At 36.6% G+C, this 17,527-nt stretch carries 18 protein-coding genes; 13 read left to right on the forward strand and 5 right to left on the reverse strand.

Annotated features, from left to right (window positions below):
- Window positions 1-9: 9 nt before the first annotated feature.
- The 5 genes from HHL23_RS02445 (at window position 10) to HHL23_RS02465 (ending at window position 2,469) form a co-directional block, all read left to right on the forward strand.
- Window positions 10-420: a hypothetical protein gene (locus tag HHL23_RS02445; protein ID WP_169233230.1), complete on the forward strand. Its 411-nt coding sequence runs from the start codon at window positions 10-12 to the stop codon at window positions 418-420.
- A gap of 210 nt (window positions 421-630) precedes the next feature.
- Complete coding sequence (locus tag HHL23_RS02450; protein ID WP_034744534.1) at window positions 631-1,098, forward strand: pyrophosphohydrolase domain-containing protein; 468 nt, start codon at window positions 631-633, stop codon at window positions 1,096-1,098.
- Window position 1,099: 1 nt separating this feature from the next.
- The gene (locus HHL23_RS02455) at window positions 1,100-1,666 is read left to right on the forward strand and encodes a TlpA family protein disulfide reductase (RefSeq protein ID WP_169233231.1); all 567 of its coding nucleotides are present in this window, start codon (window positions 1,100-1,102) and stop codon (window positions 1,664-1,666) included.
- A gap of 2 nt (window positions 1,667-1,668) precedes the next feature.
- Window positions 1,669-2,274 (forward strand): DUF4230 domain-containing protein, encoded by a 606-nt coding sequence (locus tag HHL23_RS02460; RefSeq protein WP_169233232.1) that lies wholly within the window; start codon window positions 1,669-1,671, stop codon window positions 2,272-2,274.
- Window positions 2,275-2,286: 12 nt separating this feature from the next.
- On the forward strand, window positions 2,287-2,469 hold the full coding sequence (locus HHL23_RS02465; RefSeq protein ID WP_169233233.1) for a hypothetical protein: 183 nt from the start codon (window positions 2,287-2,289) through the stop codon (window positions 2,467-2,469).
- A 580-nt stretch (window positions 2,470-3,049) separates the two neighbouring features.
- Here the strand turns inward: HHL23_RS02465 and leuB are convergent.
- The 4 genes from leuB to HHL23_RS02485 are packed head-to-tail and all read right to left on the reverse strand — an operon-like array spanning window position 3,050 to window position 7,360.
- The gene (gene leuB, locus HHL23_RS02470; RefSeq protein WP_169233234.1) at window positions 3,050-4,174 is read right to left on the reverse strand and encodes a 3-isopropylmalate dehydrogenase; all 1,125 of its coding nucleotides are present in this window, start codon (window positions 4,172-4,174) and stop codon (window positions 3,050-3,052) included.
- Complete coding sequence (gene leuD / locus HHL23_RS02475) at window positions 4,155-4,760, reverse strand: 3-isopropylmalate dehydratase small subunit (protein WP_169233235.1); 606 nt, start codon at window positions 4,758-4,760, stop codon at window positions 4,155-4,157. The genes leuB and leuD overlap by 20 nt, the downstream gene beginning before the upstream one ends.
- A 16-nt stretch (window positions 4,761-4,776) precedes the next feature.
- Window positions 4,777-6,165 carry a 3-isopropylmalate dehydratase large subunit gene (gene leuC, locus HHL23_RS02480; RefSeq protein ID WP_169233236.1) on the reverse strand — a complete coding sequence of 463 codons (1,389 nt, stop codon included), beginning with the start codon at window positions 6,163-6,165 and terminating at the stop codon, window positions 4,777-4,779.
- 31 nt (window positions 6,166-6,196) lie between these two features.
- Complete coding sequence (locus HHL23_RS02485) at window positions 6,197-7,360, reverse strand: 2-isopropylmalate synthase (protein WP_169233237.1); 1,164 nt, start codon at window positions 7,358-7,360, stop codon at window positions 6,197-6,199.
- 146 nt (window positions 7,361-7,506) lie between these two features.
- Between HHL23_RS02485 and HHL23_RS02490 the strand changes: the two genes are divergently transcribed.
- Window positions 7,507-9,051, forward strand: coding sequence for a hypothetical protein (locus HHL23_RS02490; protein WP_169233238.1), 1,545 nt, complete (start codon window positions 7,507-7,509; stop codon window positions 9,049-9,051).
- A gap of 40 nt (window positions 9,052-9,091) precedes the next feature.
- Here the strand turns inward: HHL23_RS02490 and HHL23_RS02495 are convergent, their stop codons facing one another.
- Window positions 9,092-10,060 carry a dipeptidase gene (locus tag HHL23_RS02495; RefSeq protein WP_169233239.1) on the reverse strand — a complete coding sequence of 323 codons (969 nt, stop codon included), beginning with the start codon at window positions 10,058-10,060 and terminating at the stop codon, window positions 9,092-9,094.
- Window positions 10,061-10,326: 266 nt separating this feature from the next.
- On the opposite strand from HHL23_RS02495, the gene thrS reads away from it, so the two are divergent.
- The 7 genes from thrS to HHL23_RS02530 all read left to right on the forward strand — a co-directional run bounded on the left by thrS (window position 10,327) and on the right by HHL23_RS02530 (window position 17,473).
- Window positions 10,327-12,246, forward strand: coding sequence for a threonine--tRNA ligase (gene thrS, locus HHL23_RS02500; RefSeq protein WP_169233240.1), 1,920 nt, complete (start codon window positions 10,327-10,329; stop codon window positions 12,244-12,246).
- A 99-nt stretch (window positions 12,247-12,345) separates the two neighbouring features.
- Window positions 12,346-12,846 carry a translation initiation factor IF-3 gene (gene infC / locus HHL23_RS02505; RefSeq protein ID WP_185194848.1) on the forward strand — a complete coding sequence of 167 codons (501 nt, stop codon included), beginning with the start codon at window positions 12,346-12,348 and terminating at the stop codon, window positions 12,844-12,846.
- 199 nt (window positions 12,847-13,045) lie between these two features.
- Window positions 13,046-13,867 carry an alpha/beta fold hydrolase gene (locus HHL23_RS02510; RefSeq protein ID WP_169233241.1) on the forward strand — a complete coding sequence of 274 codons (822 nt, stop codon included), beginning with the start codon at window positions 13,046-13,048 and terminating at the stop codon, window positions 13,865-13,867.
- Between the two features lie 248 nt (window positions 13,868-14,115).
- On the forward strand, window positions 14,116-14,313 hold the full coding sequence (gene rpmI / locus HHL23_RS02515) for a 50S ribosomal protein L35 (RefSeq protein WP_034711140.1): 198 nt from the start codon (window positions 14,116-14,118) through the stop codon (window positions 14,311-14,313).
- 173 nt (window positions 14,314-14,486) lie between these two features.
- A complete protein-coding gene (rplT, locus tag HHL23_RS02520) occupies window positions 14,487-14,831 on the forward strand; it encodes a 50S ribosomal protein L20 (RefSeq protein WP_034705993.1) in 345 nt (114 codons plus the stop codon).
- A gap of 235 nt (window positions 14,832-15,066) precedes the next feature.
- Entirely contained in the window at window positions 15,067-16,242 is a 1,176-nt protein-coding gene (locus HHL23_RS02525; protein ID WP_169233242.1) for a M28 family peptidase, read from the forward strand.
- Between the two features lie 46 nt (window positions 16,243-16,288).
- Window positions 16,289-17,473 (forward strand): M28 family peptidase, encoded by a 1,185-nt coding sequence (locus HHL23_RS02530; RefSeq protein ID WP_169233243.1) that lies wholly within the window; start codon window positions 16,289-16,291, stop codon window positions 17,471-17,473.
- Window positions 17,474-17,527: the final 54 nt, after the last annotated feature.

The following is a 17,527-nucleotide window of genomic DNA, read 5'->3' on the forward strand; positions in this document are numbered from 1 at the left end:
TAAATTCCCATGTATTCAATATCAAAAAAAATAAACATCCTCAAACAGGCACAGGTTGCAAAGAATTTTTTCAGCAATGAGGAAATTATACCTTCAGCTGTAACACCATTCACCTGCTGTGATTGTGGCCATGAAAATAGCATTGAAATAATACCCTATAAATCAGGATTCCCTATCTTCCAATTGTATAATGAAGATAAAATAGTATCCAAAAGTGAATTACTGCAAAACAAAGTAGTTACCGAAACGTCAAACAGCATGTTACATTTTGGAGCATTAACGGTCAATAATTTACCCACTTTATATTTTGGAACCGATTGTCAATCCTGCCATTCAAAATATTTCTGCGTATTCAGTTACGGCGAAAAACAACCCGGATTAACAGTCTTACAAATATCAGGTATCTGGAAATATGAGTGACGAGAACGATTTATTTTGAACTTAATAAAAACCGCAGCTTAAAAACTGTGGTTTTTTTATGGATCTATAAGTAGAAAAATTACGATGCTATGAAAAATTAAACCCACTAACATCATTGAATTTTTTCATCATCTTATGTGGTATAATATGCCATGTACATTACAAATTTTCCAAAATCGTTTTCTATCTTTGCTGTAAATAATAAAATTCATGGATAAAATTGACAGTCTGAACCAAGTTGCAGAATTCCACACTACTTTTAAAGCCCCTATTTTAGATACTCCCCAGATCCCTTCTCAGGAAAGATGTAACCTTAGAGTTGAACTTTTACAGGAAGAATTGAATGAATTAAAGCAGGCTATTGCTGATAATGACATTGTAGAAATCGCTGATGCATTGTGTGATTTACAATATGTTTTAAGTGGAGCCGTTCTGGAGTTCGGACTTGGTAGTAAATTTGTAGAGCTATTCAACGAAGTACAGCGTTCCAATATGTCTAAAGCCTGCGACAATGAAGAACAGGCGGAGGAAACTGTTGCATTTTATAAAGAAAAAGAAGTAGAATCTTTTTATGAAAAATCCGGAGAGAAATTTAATGTATACAGAAAAGCAGACCATAAAGTCCTTAAAAACAAGTACTACTCTCCTGCCGATTTAAAAACAATTATCGAAAAATAATATGAAAAAATTTATTACCAATATTGTTGCCGTTTCAACCCTTGTTCTGGCATCTCAGCAGTTCAGCGCCCAAAAAGTGGTGATGAACCGTGAAGTGGAAAGCAAGAATGACGGCAAGATGCTTTTAGGAAACCAATTTAAAGAGCAGTTCTTAAAAGCGCCCTATGCAGACTGGTATGTGAAAGAGCATGATGAATATGCTATTGACCAGAAAGCAATTGGTGAACTTAGAAAAGCCAAACTTACTTCTTATTCTCTTGTTGTTTTTATGGGAACCTGGTGTGAGGACAGCCATAGAGATTTCCCGAGGCTGATGAAGATTTTGGAGGAATTAAAATATCCGGACAACAAGCTTACTATTATTGCTGTTAACCGTAAAAAGGAATCTCCTACCGGAGACGAGGTGCGCTATAACATCCAGAAAGTTCCTACTATTATTGTGGAAAAATATGGTAAAGAGATCGGAAGAATCATAGAAATGCCTACCAGCGGATATATAGAGAGAGATCTGGTAAACATTCTGAAAAAAGATGACAGTTCTGTAATCAAAGAAATTTTTAACAAATAGTGTTGAGAAATTATAAAGTAATCCTATCATTTGCAGCGGGAATTCTCGTTATGCTGATCCTGTTCTTCGGACTTAAATCATGTTTAAACCTCGGTGGAAAGACGGAAAAATCAGATTATTATATTCTGACCAACCAGATATCCCGAATGAATAAAATGGTGGTTATGGAGCAGAATATTTCCAGCATGCAGAAAACCAAAATGGGCTACGAAATGTTTGGAAAAGAAGTTTCAAACAACAGTATTATTACCTACACCAAAACCAATGCACAGGTGTCTTATGATCTTAACAAAATGAAGATAGAAGTAGATTCCATTAATAAGAAACTGGTTATCACTGAGCTTCCTGATGCAGACATAAGAATTACCCCAAGCGTTGAAATTCAGTCGCTGGATGATTCTTTCTTTAACAGAATCTCTGAAAAGGACATTAAAAATGTGAGCCAGAAAGCCAAAGAAACAGCAGTTCAGTCTATCGATCAGAACCAGTTGAGAACGGAAGGCCGCAAACAATTAATGGAAAATCTTAATAATATTTTCGTTTTGGCAAAAGCTTTGAATTATACTATAGAAGATGAAACCGGCAAGCTCGGTGTTTTAGGACTCTAAAAATGTAAAGCTATGGATTCAGAAGATAACAAAAAGAAAGAATCTGCAAACAGTGCAGAAACGAAAAAGCAGAACGAGGATTTTCAAAATATTCCTGCTTCATCAGAAAAAAGCAATCCTCCTGATATTGACAAAGAAGATGTTCAGAAATCTTCGAAAAATAAATCAGGAAAAACGGATAACACGAAAAAATAAAATGGAAAGGTTCTGCTCATTTGAGTGGAATCTTTTTTATTGAAAATTTTTTGCCACAAAAGTTTTTTAAACACTTAAGTTGATTTCAAGTTTAAATTCAAGCTGCAGAGAAGAGCACTTGAGTTTTATAAAAATCAAAGAGTTTGTTGATGATGGCAAAAATTTTAGCTTCGTTTTTGAGACGTACAACTTAAAAAAGTCATTGATTTTTTCTTAACTCCTTATCTTCTTCATTTATTTTAATGTTTTAAAAAGCGCGAAATGAAAATCTGTGTCATTTGAGAAATCTGTGAGAGATAAAAATATAAAAGTTATTTTTAACACTTTAGTTATTTTTAACGTTTATGCATTACGCATTAAATACACTAAGTTCTCTGAAAACCTTTGATTTTCGGCTCATTATTTCAGGGGATTAAAACTTTTGAAACTAAAGGGCTCTAAAGTATTTAAAAAAATCAAAACTTTTGTGACTTTTGCGGTTAAAAAAAGTAAAATAGTAAGCAGTCAAAACAGAAAGATTCCGCTCAAATGAATGAGCAGAACCTTTCTTACTAATCTATTATTATGTGGACTTAAATGATCACACGATTGTGGATTTCCCGATCTTGATATTTTCGAAATTGTAATAGGATTTCTCAGAATATTTGATGTAATCCGCAATAAAACTGCCCACTTCACTGGTGGTATAATGCTGTTCCGTATTAAGATCTACCGTCACACATCTGTTCTCTATAGCATGTTCCACTGCCCTTCTTAGTTTATCCGCAGCTTCCGGAAGTTCAAGATAATCAAGCATCATAGCAGTACTTAAGATAGATGCCACAGGATTGGCAATTCCTTTCCCTTTAGCCTGGGGATAAGACCCGTGGATAGGTTCAAAAAGTGCATTTTCCTCACCTATCGATGCCGAAGGAAGAAGTCCGATGGAACCACCGATAACACTTGCTTCATCGGAAATAATATCCCCGAACATATTTTCGGTCAAAATTACATCAAACTGCTTAGGATTAAGAACCAGCTGCATCGCCGCATTATCTACAAATATATACTCCAGCTGTACATCAGGATATTGTAGCGCAATTTTCTGACACGTTTTTCTCCAAAGTCTTGAAGTATCCAGAACATTAGCCTTATCAATCAATGTAAGCTTCTTTTTCCTTTTTTCAGCTTCTTTAAATGCCATATGGGCGATAGGAATAATATCTTCAGTGCTGTATTTACAGACATCGTAGGCATATTTACCGTCCGGATCTGTAAATTTTTCACCGAAATAAATCCCGCTTACCAACTCTCTGAAGATCAGAATATCCGTTCCTTCAATAATCTCTCTTTTTAAGGGACTTTTGTCAATCAGTGAAGGATACGTTTTCAAAGGTCTGATATTGGCATACAATCCCAATTCTTTGCGAAGTTTCAAAAGACCTTGCTCAGGTCTTACTTTTGCCTCGGGATTATTATCGAAAACCGGGTCCCCAATCGCTCCAAACAGCACAGCATCTGAATCTTTGCAGATTTTTAGTGTTTCGTCTGGAAGTGGATCACCTGTTTTAAAAATAGCTTCAGCCCCCATCAATCCATAGGAATACTGAAATTGGCATTGAAATACTTCCGCTACAGCATCCAGTACTTTAATACTTTCACTGACCACTTCGGGACCTATCCCGTCTCCGGGAAGAACTGCTATTTTAAAATAACTGTTGCTCATACTTTTGTGTTTTTAGTTCAAACTGTTTTATTGCCTGTTTTTTGCTGATTAAAAAATCAATATCGTCATAGCCGTTAATAAGGCATATTTTTTTATAAGAATCGAGTTCAAAAGTTTCTGTTTTAAAATTAAAACTGATCGTCTGCTGTTCTACATCCACGGTAATCTCTAACTCAGGATTTTCAGTAACGGTCTTTAAAATATCTTTTAAAAATTCTTCAGAAACCTTTACCGGAAGAAGTCCGTTGTTTAAAGCATTTCCTTTAAAGATATCGGCAAAATAACTCGAGATGATTACTTTAAATCCATAATCCGTCAAAGACCACGCGGCGTGTTCCCTGCTGCTTCCACAACCGAAATTATTTCCGGCAACCAGAATCTCTCCACTGTATTTAGTATTATTTAATACAAAATCCGGATTAGGTTCTCCTGTATGGATATTAAATCTCCAGTCTCTGAACAGATTTTCTCCAAAACCCTTTCTGTCTATGCTTTTGAGAAATCTGGCGGGAATAATCTGGTCTGTATCTATGTTTTCTGCCGGCAACGGTACTGCGCGGGATTGTATGTATGTTAATTTTTGCATTGGTCTGTTGATCTGTTTAGTTTAAGCTTTCAAAAGCCGAAATTCTTCCTTCTATAGCTGCTTTTGCAGCAGTGAGCGGACTCGCAAGAATAGTTCTGGCGCCCTGCCCCTGCCTGCCTTCAAAATTCCTGTTGGATGTTGAAACACAATACTCTCCTTCCGGGATCTTGTCATCATTCATCGCAAGACAGGCTGAACATCCCGGCTGCCGGATCTGAAATCCTGCATCATTGAAGATCTTATCCAGACCTTCTTCATAGATTTGTTTTACGACCTGCTGCGAACCCGGAACGATCAGGGCGTTTACACTTTCAGACTTATTTTTTCCTTTAATATATTGGGCTGCTGAGCGGAAATCTTCTATTCTAGCATTCGTACAGCTTCCGATGAATACATGATGTACTTTAATACCTGAAACTTCCTGTCCGGCTTTCAGTCCCATGTACTGAAGCGCTTTTTCTTCGGATTCATTCTGAGGAACCGGAATCACTTCATGAACGGAAATTCCCATTCCAGGATTAGTCCCGTACGTGATCATTGGAAATATTTCTGATGCATCAAAGGTCAATTCTTTATCAAAAATGGCTCCTTCATCCGTCTTAAGGTTTTCCCAGTAGGCTAGTTTCTCTGTCCATTCCTCTCCTTTCGGAGCAAATATTTTTCCTTTTACATAGTCAAAAGTCGTTGTATCTGGTGCGATCATTCCACCTCTGGCTCCCATTTCAATACTCATATTACAAACGGTCATTCTACCCTCCATAGACATTTCTTCAAACACATTTCCGGCATATTCACAGAAATAACCCGTTCCGCCATCGGTTCCGATTTTGGAAATAATATAAAGAATAACATCTTTCGCCTGAACATTCTCATTGAGTTTTCCATTGACGGTAATCCTCATAGATTTAGGTTTATTAAGCAACAGACACTGACTGGCAAAAACCTGAGCAACCTGACTGGTTCCAATACCAAAAGCAATAGCTCCAAAAGCACCGTGCGTGGACGTATGGCTATCTCCGCATACAATACTCATTCCCGGCTGGGTAATCCCCAATTCAGGAGCAATGATATGTACAATCCCCTGATATTGATGCCCCAATCCAAATAATTCAATATTATTTTTTTTGCAGTTCTCTGTAAGCTGCTCCACCTGGTTTCTGGATAATTCATCCCTGATGGGTTGTTCCTGGTTAAGTGTAGGAACATTGTGATCTGCCGTAGCGACAATCTGTTTCGGTCTGAAAACTTCGAGATTTCTTGCTTCTAGTTCTGCAAAAGCCTGAGGGCTGGTTACCTCATGAATCAGATGTTTGTCTATATAAATAATTTGAGGCCCGTCGGGAATAGTTTCTACAACGTGAGCATCCCAGACTTTGTCAAAAAGTGTCTTTTTATTCTTGTCCATATTCAATTTTCCTTGATTTTAAAATCAATTACTATCCTATTTTTCGGCTGCTGGTTTCAATCATCATATACAAATCATCATTTTTCACTTCTTTTTTCATATCAGCAATTTTTAAAAACTCCTGATACAGGTAATCAAGCTCATCTTTGGTGATATCATAACCGATATGTTTAAACCGGTAAGCCAAGGCAGAACGCCCGCTTCTTGCTGTAAGAATAATGGATGAAGCATTGACCCCTACTTCTGCAGGATCTATAATTTCATACGTTTCCCTGTTTTTAATGACACCATCCTGATGAATTCCTGAGCTATGGGCAAAAGCATTAGCTCCGACAATGGCTTTATTCGGCTGCACCGGCATTCCCATCAGGTCAGAAACCATCAAACTCATTTCATTAAGCATTCTTGAGTCAATGTCTGTGTAAAGATGTAAGTCTTTATGCTGCTTTAAAATCATGACGACTTCTTCCAGAGCAGTATTTCCGGCTCTTTCTCCTAACCCGTTGATTGTACATTCGATCTGACGTGCCCCGTTGACAGCTCCGGCAATTGAATTGGCCGTAGCCAATCCCAAATCATTGTGACAATGACATGATAAAACTGCTTTTTCAATGCCTCTTACATTTTCCTTCAGGTATTTTATTTTTTGGCCGTATTCTTCAGGAAGGCAATAACCGGTAGTATCTGGGATATTCAGGACTGTAGCTCCGGCTTTGATCACTTCTTCACAAACCTTTGCCAGGTAGGCATTATCTGTTCTTCCCGCATCTTCTGCATAAAATTCTACATCTTCCACATAACTTTTGGCATATTTTACAGCTTCTACAGCTCGTTCAAGAATATCTTCCCTTGTTGAATTGAATTTATATTTAATATGAGAATCTGAAGTTCCGATTCCGGTATGGATACGTGGCCTTTTTGCAAATCTTAGCGCTTCAGCGGCTACATCTATATCTTTTTTATTGGCTCTCGTCAGTCCGCAAACTTTGGCATTTTTTACCAGTTTTGAAATTTCTGAAACGGATTCAAAATCTCCAGGGCTTGAAATTGGAAAACCTGCTTCTATTACATCAATCCCTAGCTTATCGAGTCTTTCTGCTATCATTAGTTTTTGTTTCGTATTCAGTTTACATCCAGGAACCTGTTCCCCATCCCTCAGCGTAGTATCAAAAATTTCGATTTTTTCGGAATTCATAATGAAGTTTTTTACTTAATTTTGATCAAAACTACTGCTTACAATATTTTTTTGTTTTCATTTGTTCTGAAAATTACAATATTCAAAGGCTGGCAAAATAACCATATTCATTTAATAATCAATAAATTATATTTTACAAATTTACAATGGCAGAATTGCAGAAAGATTTTTTGTTTGTCCTGATTAAGTCATTAGCCACTTCTGAAAAACGACAGTTCAAGCTGTACGTGAATCGTCTTGGAATTAATGTTGATGCTAAATTTCTGCTCCTCTTCTCGGAACTGGATAAGATGAAGGAATATGATGAGCACATTATCATTGAGAAAAAAATTTCCACCAAACAGCAGCTTTCCAACCTGAAGGCCCATCTGTATAAGCAGATTCTGGTGAGCCTCAGAATGAATCCAAGCCATCAGAATTACAGGATACAACTTCGGGAACAGTTGGATTTTGCTAATATCCTGTACCAAAAAGGTCTTTACAAGCAGGCTTTAAAAATATTGGACAAAACCAAACAGTCTGCCCTGGAACTGGATGAGAAAAGTATTGCTTCCGAAATCATCGATCTTGAAAAAGTAATTGAGTCGCAGTTCATTACCCGAAGTATAAAAGGGCGGGCTGATGAACTTATTGAGCAATCTACAGAGATTAGCCGACAGAATCATTATGCAACGGAACTTTCCAATCTTTCCCTGAAATTGTACAGTGAAATGCTGACGTATGGCTATGTAAAAAATGATACGGACCGTGAGAAAGTACTGGAACTTTTTAATGATCAAATCAAAAAAATAAAACTGGAAAAACTGAATTTCACGGAAAAACTATGGTATTTCAAAGCTCATGTGTGGAAAAATCAGTTGCTTCAGGATTACAAATACACCTTAAAATACGCCTACCAATGGGTAGACCTTTTCCATAAAAAACCAGAGATGATCTTTAGCCATCCGGTGTGGTATATCAAAGGGAATACGTACCTGCTTAAAATCCTGTTTCTATATGGAAATATTGATATTCTGGAAGAACATTTCGAGAATTTCAATACAACCGTCAACGCTGAGAATTTTGCCCAGAATGAAAATCTTCAGGCTTTAATTTTCCTTACCCACTACAATACTTTAATGAATATTCATTTTATAAAAGGTGAATTTTTTGCAGGCACAAAGCTTATTCCTGAAATTGAACTTAAAATGGAAAGGCTTCGGGAAAGAATTGATGAACACCACTTTATGATCCTTTACCTGAAAATGGCCGCGATGTTTTTCGGAAGTAAAAACTTTGAAAAATCCATTGAATATTCGATGAAGGTGGTTGAATGCAAAGGAAACGTACAGGAAGATCTTCTTTTCCATACAAGAATGCTCATTTTAATGGCCAAATATGAATCCGGAAATGATGAAGATTATGATGAGTTTATCAACTCAACGCTGAAATTTGCAAAAAAAATGAAAAAACCCGAAGCCTTTCATTTTGAAAGCATTCAGTTTTTTAAGAACATCAACAACTTGGTTTTAAATAAACAACAGAAATCATTTGAAGCTTTCGATGAAGTCCTTGAAGGATTTTCTAAAAACGAATATTATAGGAGATCACTGTTTTATATTGACATCCATGGATGGGTACAATCTAAAGTAAAAAATGTGGATGTGATTGAAATTATCAAACAGAAAGTACGGTATAAAAGGAAAAGCTAAAAACTGGTGGCCGTGCAAGTTCACAAGCCACCAGTGCCTATCAAATACTTTCTATAAATTTCAAAGCATTTTTATAACTGATCTTTTCCATGATTTCAGGAGAAAAATTCTTTTCAATTCTGCTGTTGATTGCATTCAGTGCTGCTGCATCATCATATCCTTCAAAGAAAAAAGGATAACGTGATTTATCAGGGTGGTTTTTGCAATAGAAAAAATCGGCACCGTAGGCAATAGCATCTTCTCCTCCCAAATCCAGTCCGTACTGAATATGTTCGTATAGTTTTTCCGGATTGGTTTCATCTACACAGTTTCGGATAAAATTAAGGCCTATCAGACCTTTTCTTTTAATAATTTCTTTGGCCAGTTCATCCGGAAGATTCCTGTTTTTGTCATGAACTGTCCGGTAGTTGGAATGGCTTGCCAGAATAGGAATGGTGTAATTTTTCTGATCAATATAATTAAGAATACCATAGGCCAGCTGATCGCTTGTGTGGGCGAGATCAATAGGAATTTTTCTGTCTGAAATATAATCTAACAGAACTTTTCCATCTTCTTTCAATCCCGCTTCAGAATTATTCCCGCCTCCAAAACGGTTTTCTGTATGGTGGGTAATTCCCAGATAAAGAATTTTCTGTGTCTTTTCAATGATGGCTTCCAGGTTTTTAAATCCTGATTCTAAAGGCTCATCTTCTCCGCAAAAACCAGACGCATTTTCAATAGAAGCAATGACGCCTACCCTGTTTTCATTTTCCTGATTTTTGTAGTTTTCTCCTTCAAACAAGAAGAAGTTTTCATTTTTCAGCATCTCTGAAAATAGATCACTCTGTTTGGCGGCATCCACCGTACTGTTGGCGCCAGTCGCTGAGTATATGGCCATTACCTGGAGTTTTACATTTCCCTCTTTTAAATAAGGGAGCGAACAGCCCAGTTCTTTATCATCAATTGTAGCGCCCGGGCTTAATAAATGGCACAGTAGATCACAGTGCAGGTCAATATTAAAGTTTTTCATATCATCGTACATCTTATCATTTCTTTTTTTCGAATCTCTATTGAATTTCACATAGACAGATCATCCCTATTTCAGAGCCTTTTTATTGGAAAACACTAAATATAAGGCTATTTCTCTGTGAAAAAATTAGGGTAAGAATGAATACATTTAAAATCACAAATCTAATTTTCAAGATTCAACCGTAATTCTTATTTCAAATATACTTTAAATATAGCATATTAACTAAAAAATGCGTATTTTTGCATCTTAAAATTCCTTAGTAAACAATGATAAAAATTACACTTCCAGACAATAGTGTCAAAGAATTTGAGGGAGAAGTTACTCCTTTAGATGTGGCAAAATCTATAAGCGAGGGATTGGCTAGAAATACCATCTCCGCAGTTGTAAACGGCAAACAAGTAGAAACCACCACACCTATAACCACGGATTCAACGATACAATTGTTAACCTGGAATGATGATCTTGGAAAAAAAGCCTTTTGGCATTCTTCGGCTCACCTTTTGGCGCAGGCGATCCTTGAATTTTATCCCAATGCTAAGTTGACCATCGGTCCGGCCATAGAAAGCGGATTCTATTATGATGTAGATTTCGGAGACGAAAATTTATCTGAAAAAGATTTTGAGAAAATTGAAAAGAAAGTATTGGAAAATGCTAAAAAAGGTTCAACCTTCTCATTATACCCTGTTTCTAAAGAAGAAGCATTAAAAACATACGCCGATAATCCTTACAAAGTTGAATTGATCACGAATCTTAATGATGGCGAGATTACTTTTGTAACGCATGATGATTTCACAGACTTATGTCGTGGGGGGCATATTCCAAACACCAATATTGTAAAAGCTGTTAAGATTTTAAATGCAGCCGGAGCATACTGGAGAGGTAATGAAAAAAATCCTCAGCTGACAAGAGTTTATGGTATTTCTTTCCCTAAACAGAAAGAGCTTACTGAATATCTTGAAAGACTGGAAGAAGCCAAAAGAAGAGATCACAGAAAACTAGGTAAAGAATTAGGAATTTTCGCTTTCTCTGAAAAAGTGGGTGCAGGTCTTCCGTTATGGTTGCCAAAAGGTACTGCTTTGAGAAGAAAATTAGAAAATTTCCTTTCTGATGCTCAGAAAAAAGGAGGTTACGAATTTGTAATGTCACCGCATATCGGTTCAAAAGAATTGTATGTAACCTCAGGACACTGGGATAAATATGGAGCAGACAGCTTCCAGCCTATCAAAACTCCAAATGAAGGAGAAGAATTCATGCTGAAGCCAATGAACTGCCCTCACCACTGTGAAATCTACAAAACTTCACAATGGAGCTACAGGGATCTTCCAAAGAGATATGCAGAATTTGGTACTGTTTACAGATATGAGCAAAGTGGAGAGCTTCACGGGCTGACAAGAGTTCGTGGATTTACTCAGGATGATGCTCACCTTTTCTGTACTCCGGATCAGCTTTCAGAGGAATTTGAAAAAGTAATTGATTTAACGCTTTATGTTTTTAAATCATTAGGTTTTGAAGATTTTGTTACTCAGGTTTCGTTAAGAGATCCTGATAACAGAGAAAAATATATCGGTTCTGATGAAAATTGGGAAAAAGCCGAAAACGCGATCATCAACGCGGCAGAGAAAAAAGGTTTGAAAACAATTGTAGAATATGGCGAAGCTGCATTCTACGGTCCGAAACTGGATTTCATGGTGAAAGATGCATTGGGAAGAAAATGGCAGCTTGGAACAATCCAGGTTGACTATAACTTACCGGAAAGATTTGATCTCCACTATATTGGAAACGATAATGAGAAACACAGACCGGTAATGATCCACAGAGCTCCATTTGGTTCTATGGAACGTTTTATCGCGATCTTATTAGAGAATACGGCAGGAGATTTCCCATTATGGCTAAGCCCTGATCAGTTTATTATTTTACCGATCAGTGAAAAATACGTAAATTATGCAAAAAAAGTTTCACAATTTTTAGAAAATCACGATATTAGCGGTCTGATTGACGACAGAAATGAGAAAACGGGTAAAAAAATCCGTGATGCAGAATTGAAGAAGATCCCGTTCATGCTTGTTGTAGGTGAAAATGAAGAGAATGACGGCACGATTTCTGTAAGAAGACGTGGAGAAGGAGATCTGGGAGTGATGAATATGGAAGATTTCGTCAATTATTTTAAGAAAGAAGCAGCAATATAATATTGCTAAATAGAAAGTTAACCAATAAAATTTAATACAATAGCACAAAGATTTAACAACAGGGGCCCACAGAGACGTCCTGTACAGGAGGACCTACACTTGATCAACGATAAAATTCGTGTGAGAGAGCTTCGTTTAGTGGGCGATAACGTAGAGCCGGGAATTTATCCAATCGATAAAGCAAGACAATTTGCTGCAGAACAAGAATTGGATCTGGTAGTAATTTCCGATAAGGCAGAACCGTTTATTGCAAGAATATTAGAATACAAAAAATTCTTATATGAGCAAAAGAAAAAGCAGAAAGAACTTAAAGCCAAACAAATAAAAGTGGTGGTAAAAGAGATCCGTTTCGGACCTCAGACTGACGACCATGATTATGAATTTAAGAAGAAACATGCTGAAAAATTCCTTGAAGAAGGTTCTAAATTGAAAACCTACGTTTTTTTTAAGGGACGTTCAATTATCTTTAAAGACCAGGGAGAGATCCTTCTTCTAAAACTTGCCCAGGAACTGGAGCACGTAGGAAAGGTAGATCAGCTGCCAAAGCTTGAAGGAAAAAGAATGATTATGATGATGAGTCCTAAAAAACCAGCTAAATAGTTTTAGCAGACCCAGCGTCTGTTTCCTATCATATAAAACCTCAAAGTATTTTGAGGTTTTTTTTGTTTTGAAATTTTATTAAGTTATTATTAAATATTATCCTACATCAATACCCCATGAAAGATATTGATATACCTTTGTATTGTAAATAATAAACAATACTATTCGTTATATTATTAATAACTTTTAAAAAAAAACAATGAGTACACTTACATTACAAGACGGAACGGAGATTTATTATAAAGACTGGGGAAAAGGACAACCGGTATTCTTTCACCATGGATGGCCATTATCCAGTGACGATTGGGATGCACAGATGTTATTCTTCTTAGAGCAGGGTTACCGTGTCATTGCACACGACAGAAGAGGTCATGGGAGATCTACACAAACCGCTGACGGACATGATATGGACACTTATGCATCTGATGTTGCAGAAATCGTTACAGCGCTGGATTTAAAAGATGTCATTCATGTAGGGCATTCTACAGGTGGTGGTGAAGTAATCAGATATGTAGCACAACATAGCAAGGGAAGAGCTTCAAAAGCTGTTTTAATAAGTGCAGTAACACCTATTATGATTAAAACTGAAAACAATCCCAACGGGATCCCAATGTCTGTTTTTGATGAAATCCGTCAAAATACAGCCACTCAGAGACCGCAGTATTTTGTAGATTTTTCAATGGCATTCTACGGTTATAACAGAGAAGGAGCCAAAGAATCTGAAGGAATCCGCAGAAACTGGTGGAGACAGGGAATGATGGGTTCTATCAAGGCTCATTACGATTGTATCAAGGCTTTTTCTGAAACCGATTTCACAGAAGATCTTAAAAGTGTAGAGGTGCCGGTATTGGTATTACATGGCGAAGATGATCAGATTGTTCCCTATGAAATTACTGGTGTAGTAGCGGCTCAACTTGTTAAAAACGGGAAATTGATTACATACCCGGGATTTCCTCATGGGATGCCAACTACAGAAGCTGCAACGATTAATAAAGACCTGTTGGAGTTCTTCAAATCATAGAATTTAATTTTCAATATGATATCAATCGAACTGCAGGTACAGATATCTGCAGTTCGATTTGCAAAATCCTCTACCCCATTCTGACAAATGAAAATATCAAAGCTCCTACGGCTAAAGAAATTATTATAAAATCCATGGTACGGGGAAAAGATTGATGTTTTTTTTGTATCTTTGCCAACTGTAATTCCTAAGTATTACGAGGAATCAAGAACAAGATATTGATAACAAAACAATAAAAAAGCAGAACAATGCCAAAATTAAAAACGAAATCAGGTGCTAAAAAGCGTTTTAAACTTACCGGAACTGGTAAGATTAAAAGAAAAAATGCTTTCAAAAGCCACATCTTGACAAAGAAAGAAACTAAGCAAAAGAGAAATCTTACGCAAACTTCTTATGTTGCAAAAGTGGACGAGAAAAGTGTTAAACGTCAATTAGCAATTAAGTAGTTTTTATAAATCTATATTCGGTTTATAAGAATTCAAACAAATTCAACAATTTAACCCTGAAACGGTGCCACTAAGTGAATGAATAATGAAAAGATAATAATTAAGATTTTTCATTATTAACTTTTAATTCTAAATTAAAAAATTCCGCCCTTTTCAAAAAAACAATTTAAATTATGCCAAGATCAGTAAATGCAGTAGCTTCAAGAGCTCGCAGAAAGAAAATTATTAAGCAAGCTAAAGGTTTTTTCGGTAGAAGAAAGAACGTTTGGACTGTAGCTAAAAACGCGGTAGAAAAAGCAATGCAATATGCTTACCGTGGAAGAAAAGAGAAAAAGAGAAATTTCAGATCACTTTGGATTACTCGTATCAACGCGGGTGCCAGAGAGCATGGAATGTCTTACTCTCAATTTATGGGAGCTCTTAAAAAGAACAACGTTGAGCTTAACAGAAAAGTTTTAGCAGATTTAGCAATGAATCACCCTGAAGCTTTCAAAGCAGTTGTAGATCAAGTAAAATAATGTAGAATTTTTTGTTATCAATATAATCCCGGGCTTTGCTCGGGATTTTTTTGTGCCTCCCATTTTGTAACTTTTTTTCATTAAAAATCACGTACTGCAGATTAAATTTCGCCCTTTTAAACTTATTAAAAAAAATAAGGATATATTAGAGAATTTTTCCTTTTTGCATAAAATAAAATTGATTTTTATTATCTACATTTGTTGAATTATTAAATCTATAAAAATTTAGTTAAAAGTGAAAAAAATAACGACTATTTTACTCCTTTCTTTATCAGCTTATAGCCTTCAGGGTCAGAATTTTATACAGGCTTACCAGACCAGAGTAAATAAAGTATCTCAGGCCAATATTACCGCCAACCTTCAGGGTTTTGGGAACCTAGGTATAAAAACAACCGGCTCTGCAGAAAACACCAATGCACTGAATTGGCTTAAAGCAAAATATCAGTCTTACGGGTACGATGCAAGCCAGATCACAGAAGATAGTTTCACGTATAATGGCAATACTTCAAAAAATTTAATTATCACCAAAACAGGAACCGTCTACCCTAACACTTATGTAATCATTTGTGGGCATTATGATACGGTTAACGGCCCGGGAGTAAGTGATAATGGCAGCGGAACATCTATCCTGCTTGAAGCGGCCAGAATTTTAAAAGATGTCCCTACAGAATATTCTGTGAAATTTATTCATTTTTCCGGTGAGGAACAGAATCTTTTGGGAAGTACACATTATGTAAATAATGTTGTTTTTCAGAATAATGTGCGTCAGCTCAATCTGAAAGTTGTATTCAATATCGATCAGGTAGGAGGACAACTGGGAAATTTAAACAATAATATCAAGTGTGAAAGCGATCAGAGCGGACAAACCGGAAATAACGCAGCTTCATTGGCGATGACGCAACAGTTAGCTACCTGTACCACATTATATTCTCCGCTTCAGACGACTATGTCCAATGCATTTAATTCGGATTATATGCCATTTGAAAACAAAGGTGATATTATTACAGGTTTTTACGAAACAACAAGAAGTTATAATGAGCATACCGTCAATGATACTTTTGCCAATGTAGATCCTATCTACGTTTTTAATACCGGAAAGGCGGCTTTAGGTGCTTTACAGCACTTTGCAGGCGCTTCAACCATTACTTTAGCAACGGAAGATGTACATGCTGAAAATTCATTGGAAACAGTCAGGATCTATCCTAATCCGGCGCATGATTTCATTAATATAGAGCTGCCAAAGGATGATAAAAACTTTAAAGTTGAGATCAGTGATATGAATGGGAGATTGCTGCTGAATGCTGAAAACGAAAAGAGAATGAATACCTCGTCGCTTACTAATGGAGCGTATATTGTGACCGTAAAATCAGATAAAAATACCATAACCAGAAAAATCATTATAGAAAAATAATCACCCATCAACATAAGCAATCACACACCCATCCAAAATATTTAATATGAAAAAACTTACCACATTTTTATGCACTGCGTTAGCGGTCGGAAACGTCAGTGCCCAGACCCTCATTCAAGCTTATAAGAACAGGGCAGACCAGGTTACTCAAACCAACATTACCAACAATCTGCAGCAATTTTCCAATTTAGGAATTAAAACTACCGGATCTGTAAATAATGCCAATACCCTGACCTGGATCAAAAACAAGTACACTTCCTTTGGATATTCTGCCAGTCAGGTCGTGGAAGATCCTTTCACTTTTGGGAGTACCAGTTCAAAGAATCTGGTAATTACCAAAACAGGAACCGTTTACCCTAATAAGTATGTAATCATCTGCGGACATTATGATACCGTTACTGGTCCAGGCACAAGTGATAACGGTAGCGGGACTTCTGTTATTTTAGAAGTGGCCAGAATTTTAAAGGATGTTCCTACAGAATACTCTATCAAGTTTATTCATTTCTCCGGAGAAGAACAGGGGCTGTATGGAAGTTCTCATTATGCCAATAACGTTGAGTTCCAAAGCGGCGTACGAAAGCTGGATATTAAATTGGTATTTAATCTTGACCAGGTAGGTGGTAAGATCGGAAATGTTAACAATAAGATTATCTGCGAAAGAGATACTGCTGGCCAGTCAGGAAATAATGCAGCTTCCAATACCATAACACAGCAGCTGGCAACATGTACTACGCTGTACTCTCCTCTTCAGACCAGCATTTCTAATGCCTATTCATCTGATTATATGCCTTTTGAAAAAAAGGGAGATGTGATCACAGGTTTTTATGAATATACCAGAAGTTATAATGAGCATACGGTTAATGACACATTTGCCAATGTAGATCCTGTCTATGTATTTAAAGTAGCCAAAGCTGCCGTAGGAGCAATGCAGCACTTTTCAACGGCATCTTCAACGGTTTCTGCTATTTCTGCGTCTAAGGAAAAGCCTCTACAGACATTGGAATCAGTAAAAGTATATCCAAATCCAGCAAAAGATGTTTTAAATATTGAACTGCCGGATTTAAGAACAAAAAACTTTAGTGTTGAAATCACTGATTTGGCAGGACTTTCTATGTTGAAAGAAGACAATAAGGCTCAGATTAACATTTCACGTTTAGAAAATGGCGTTTATCTCTGTACTGTAAAGACGGAAGGTTCCAGCGTTACAAGAAAGATCATTATAGAGAAATAAATGATTATGATTAGGCCCTGGCTTTTAAACTGGGACTTTTTACAATTCAGTTTT

It is taken from the genome of Chryseobacterium antibioticum, assembly GCF_012927325.1.
Lineage (GTDB): Bacteria > Bacteroidota > Bacteroidia > Flavobacteriales > Weeksellaceae > Chryseobacterium > Chryseobacterium antibioticum.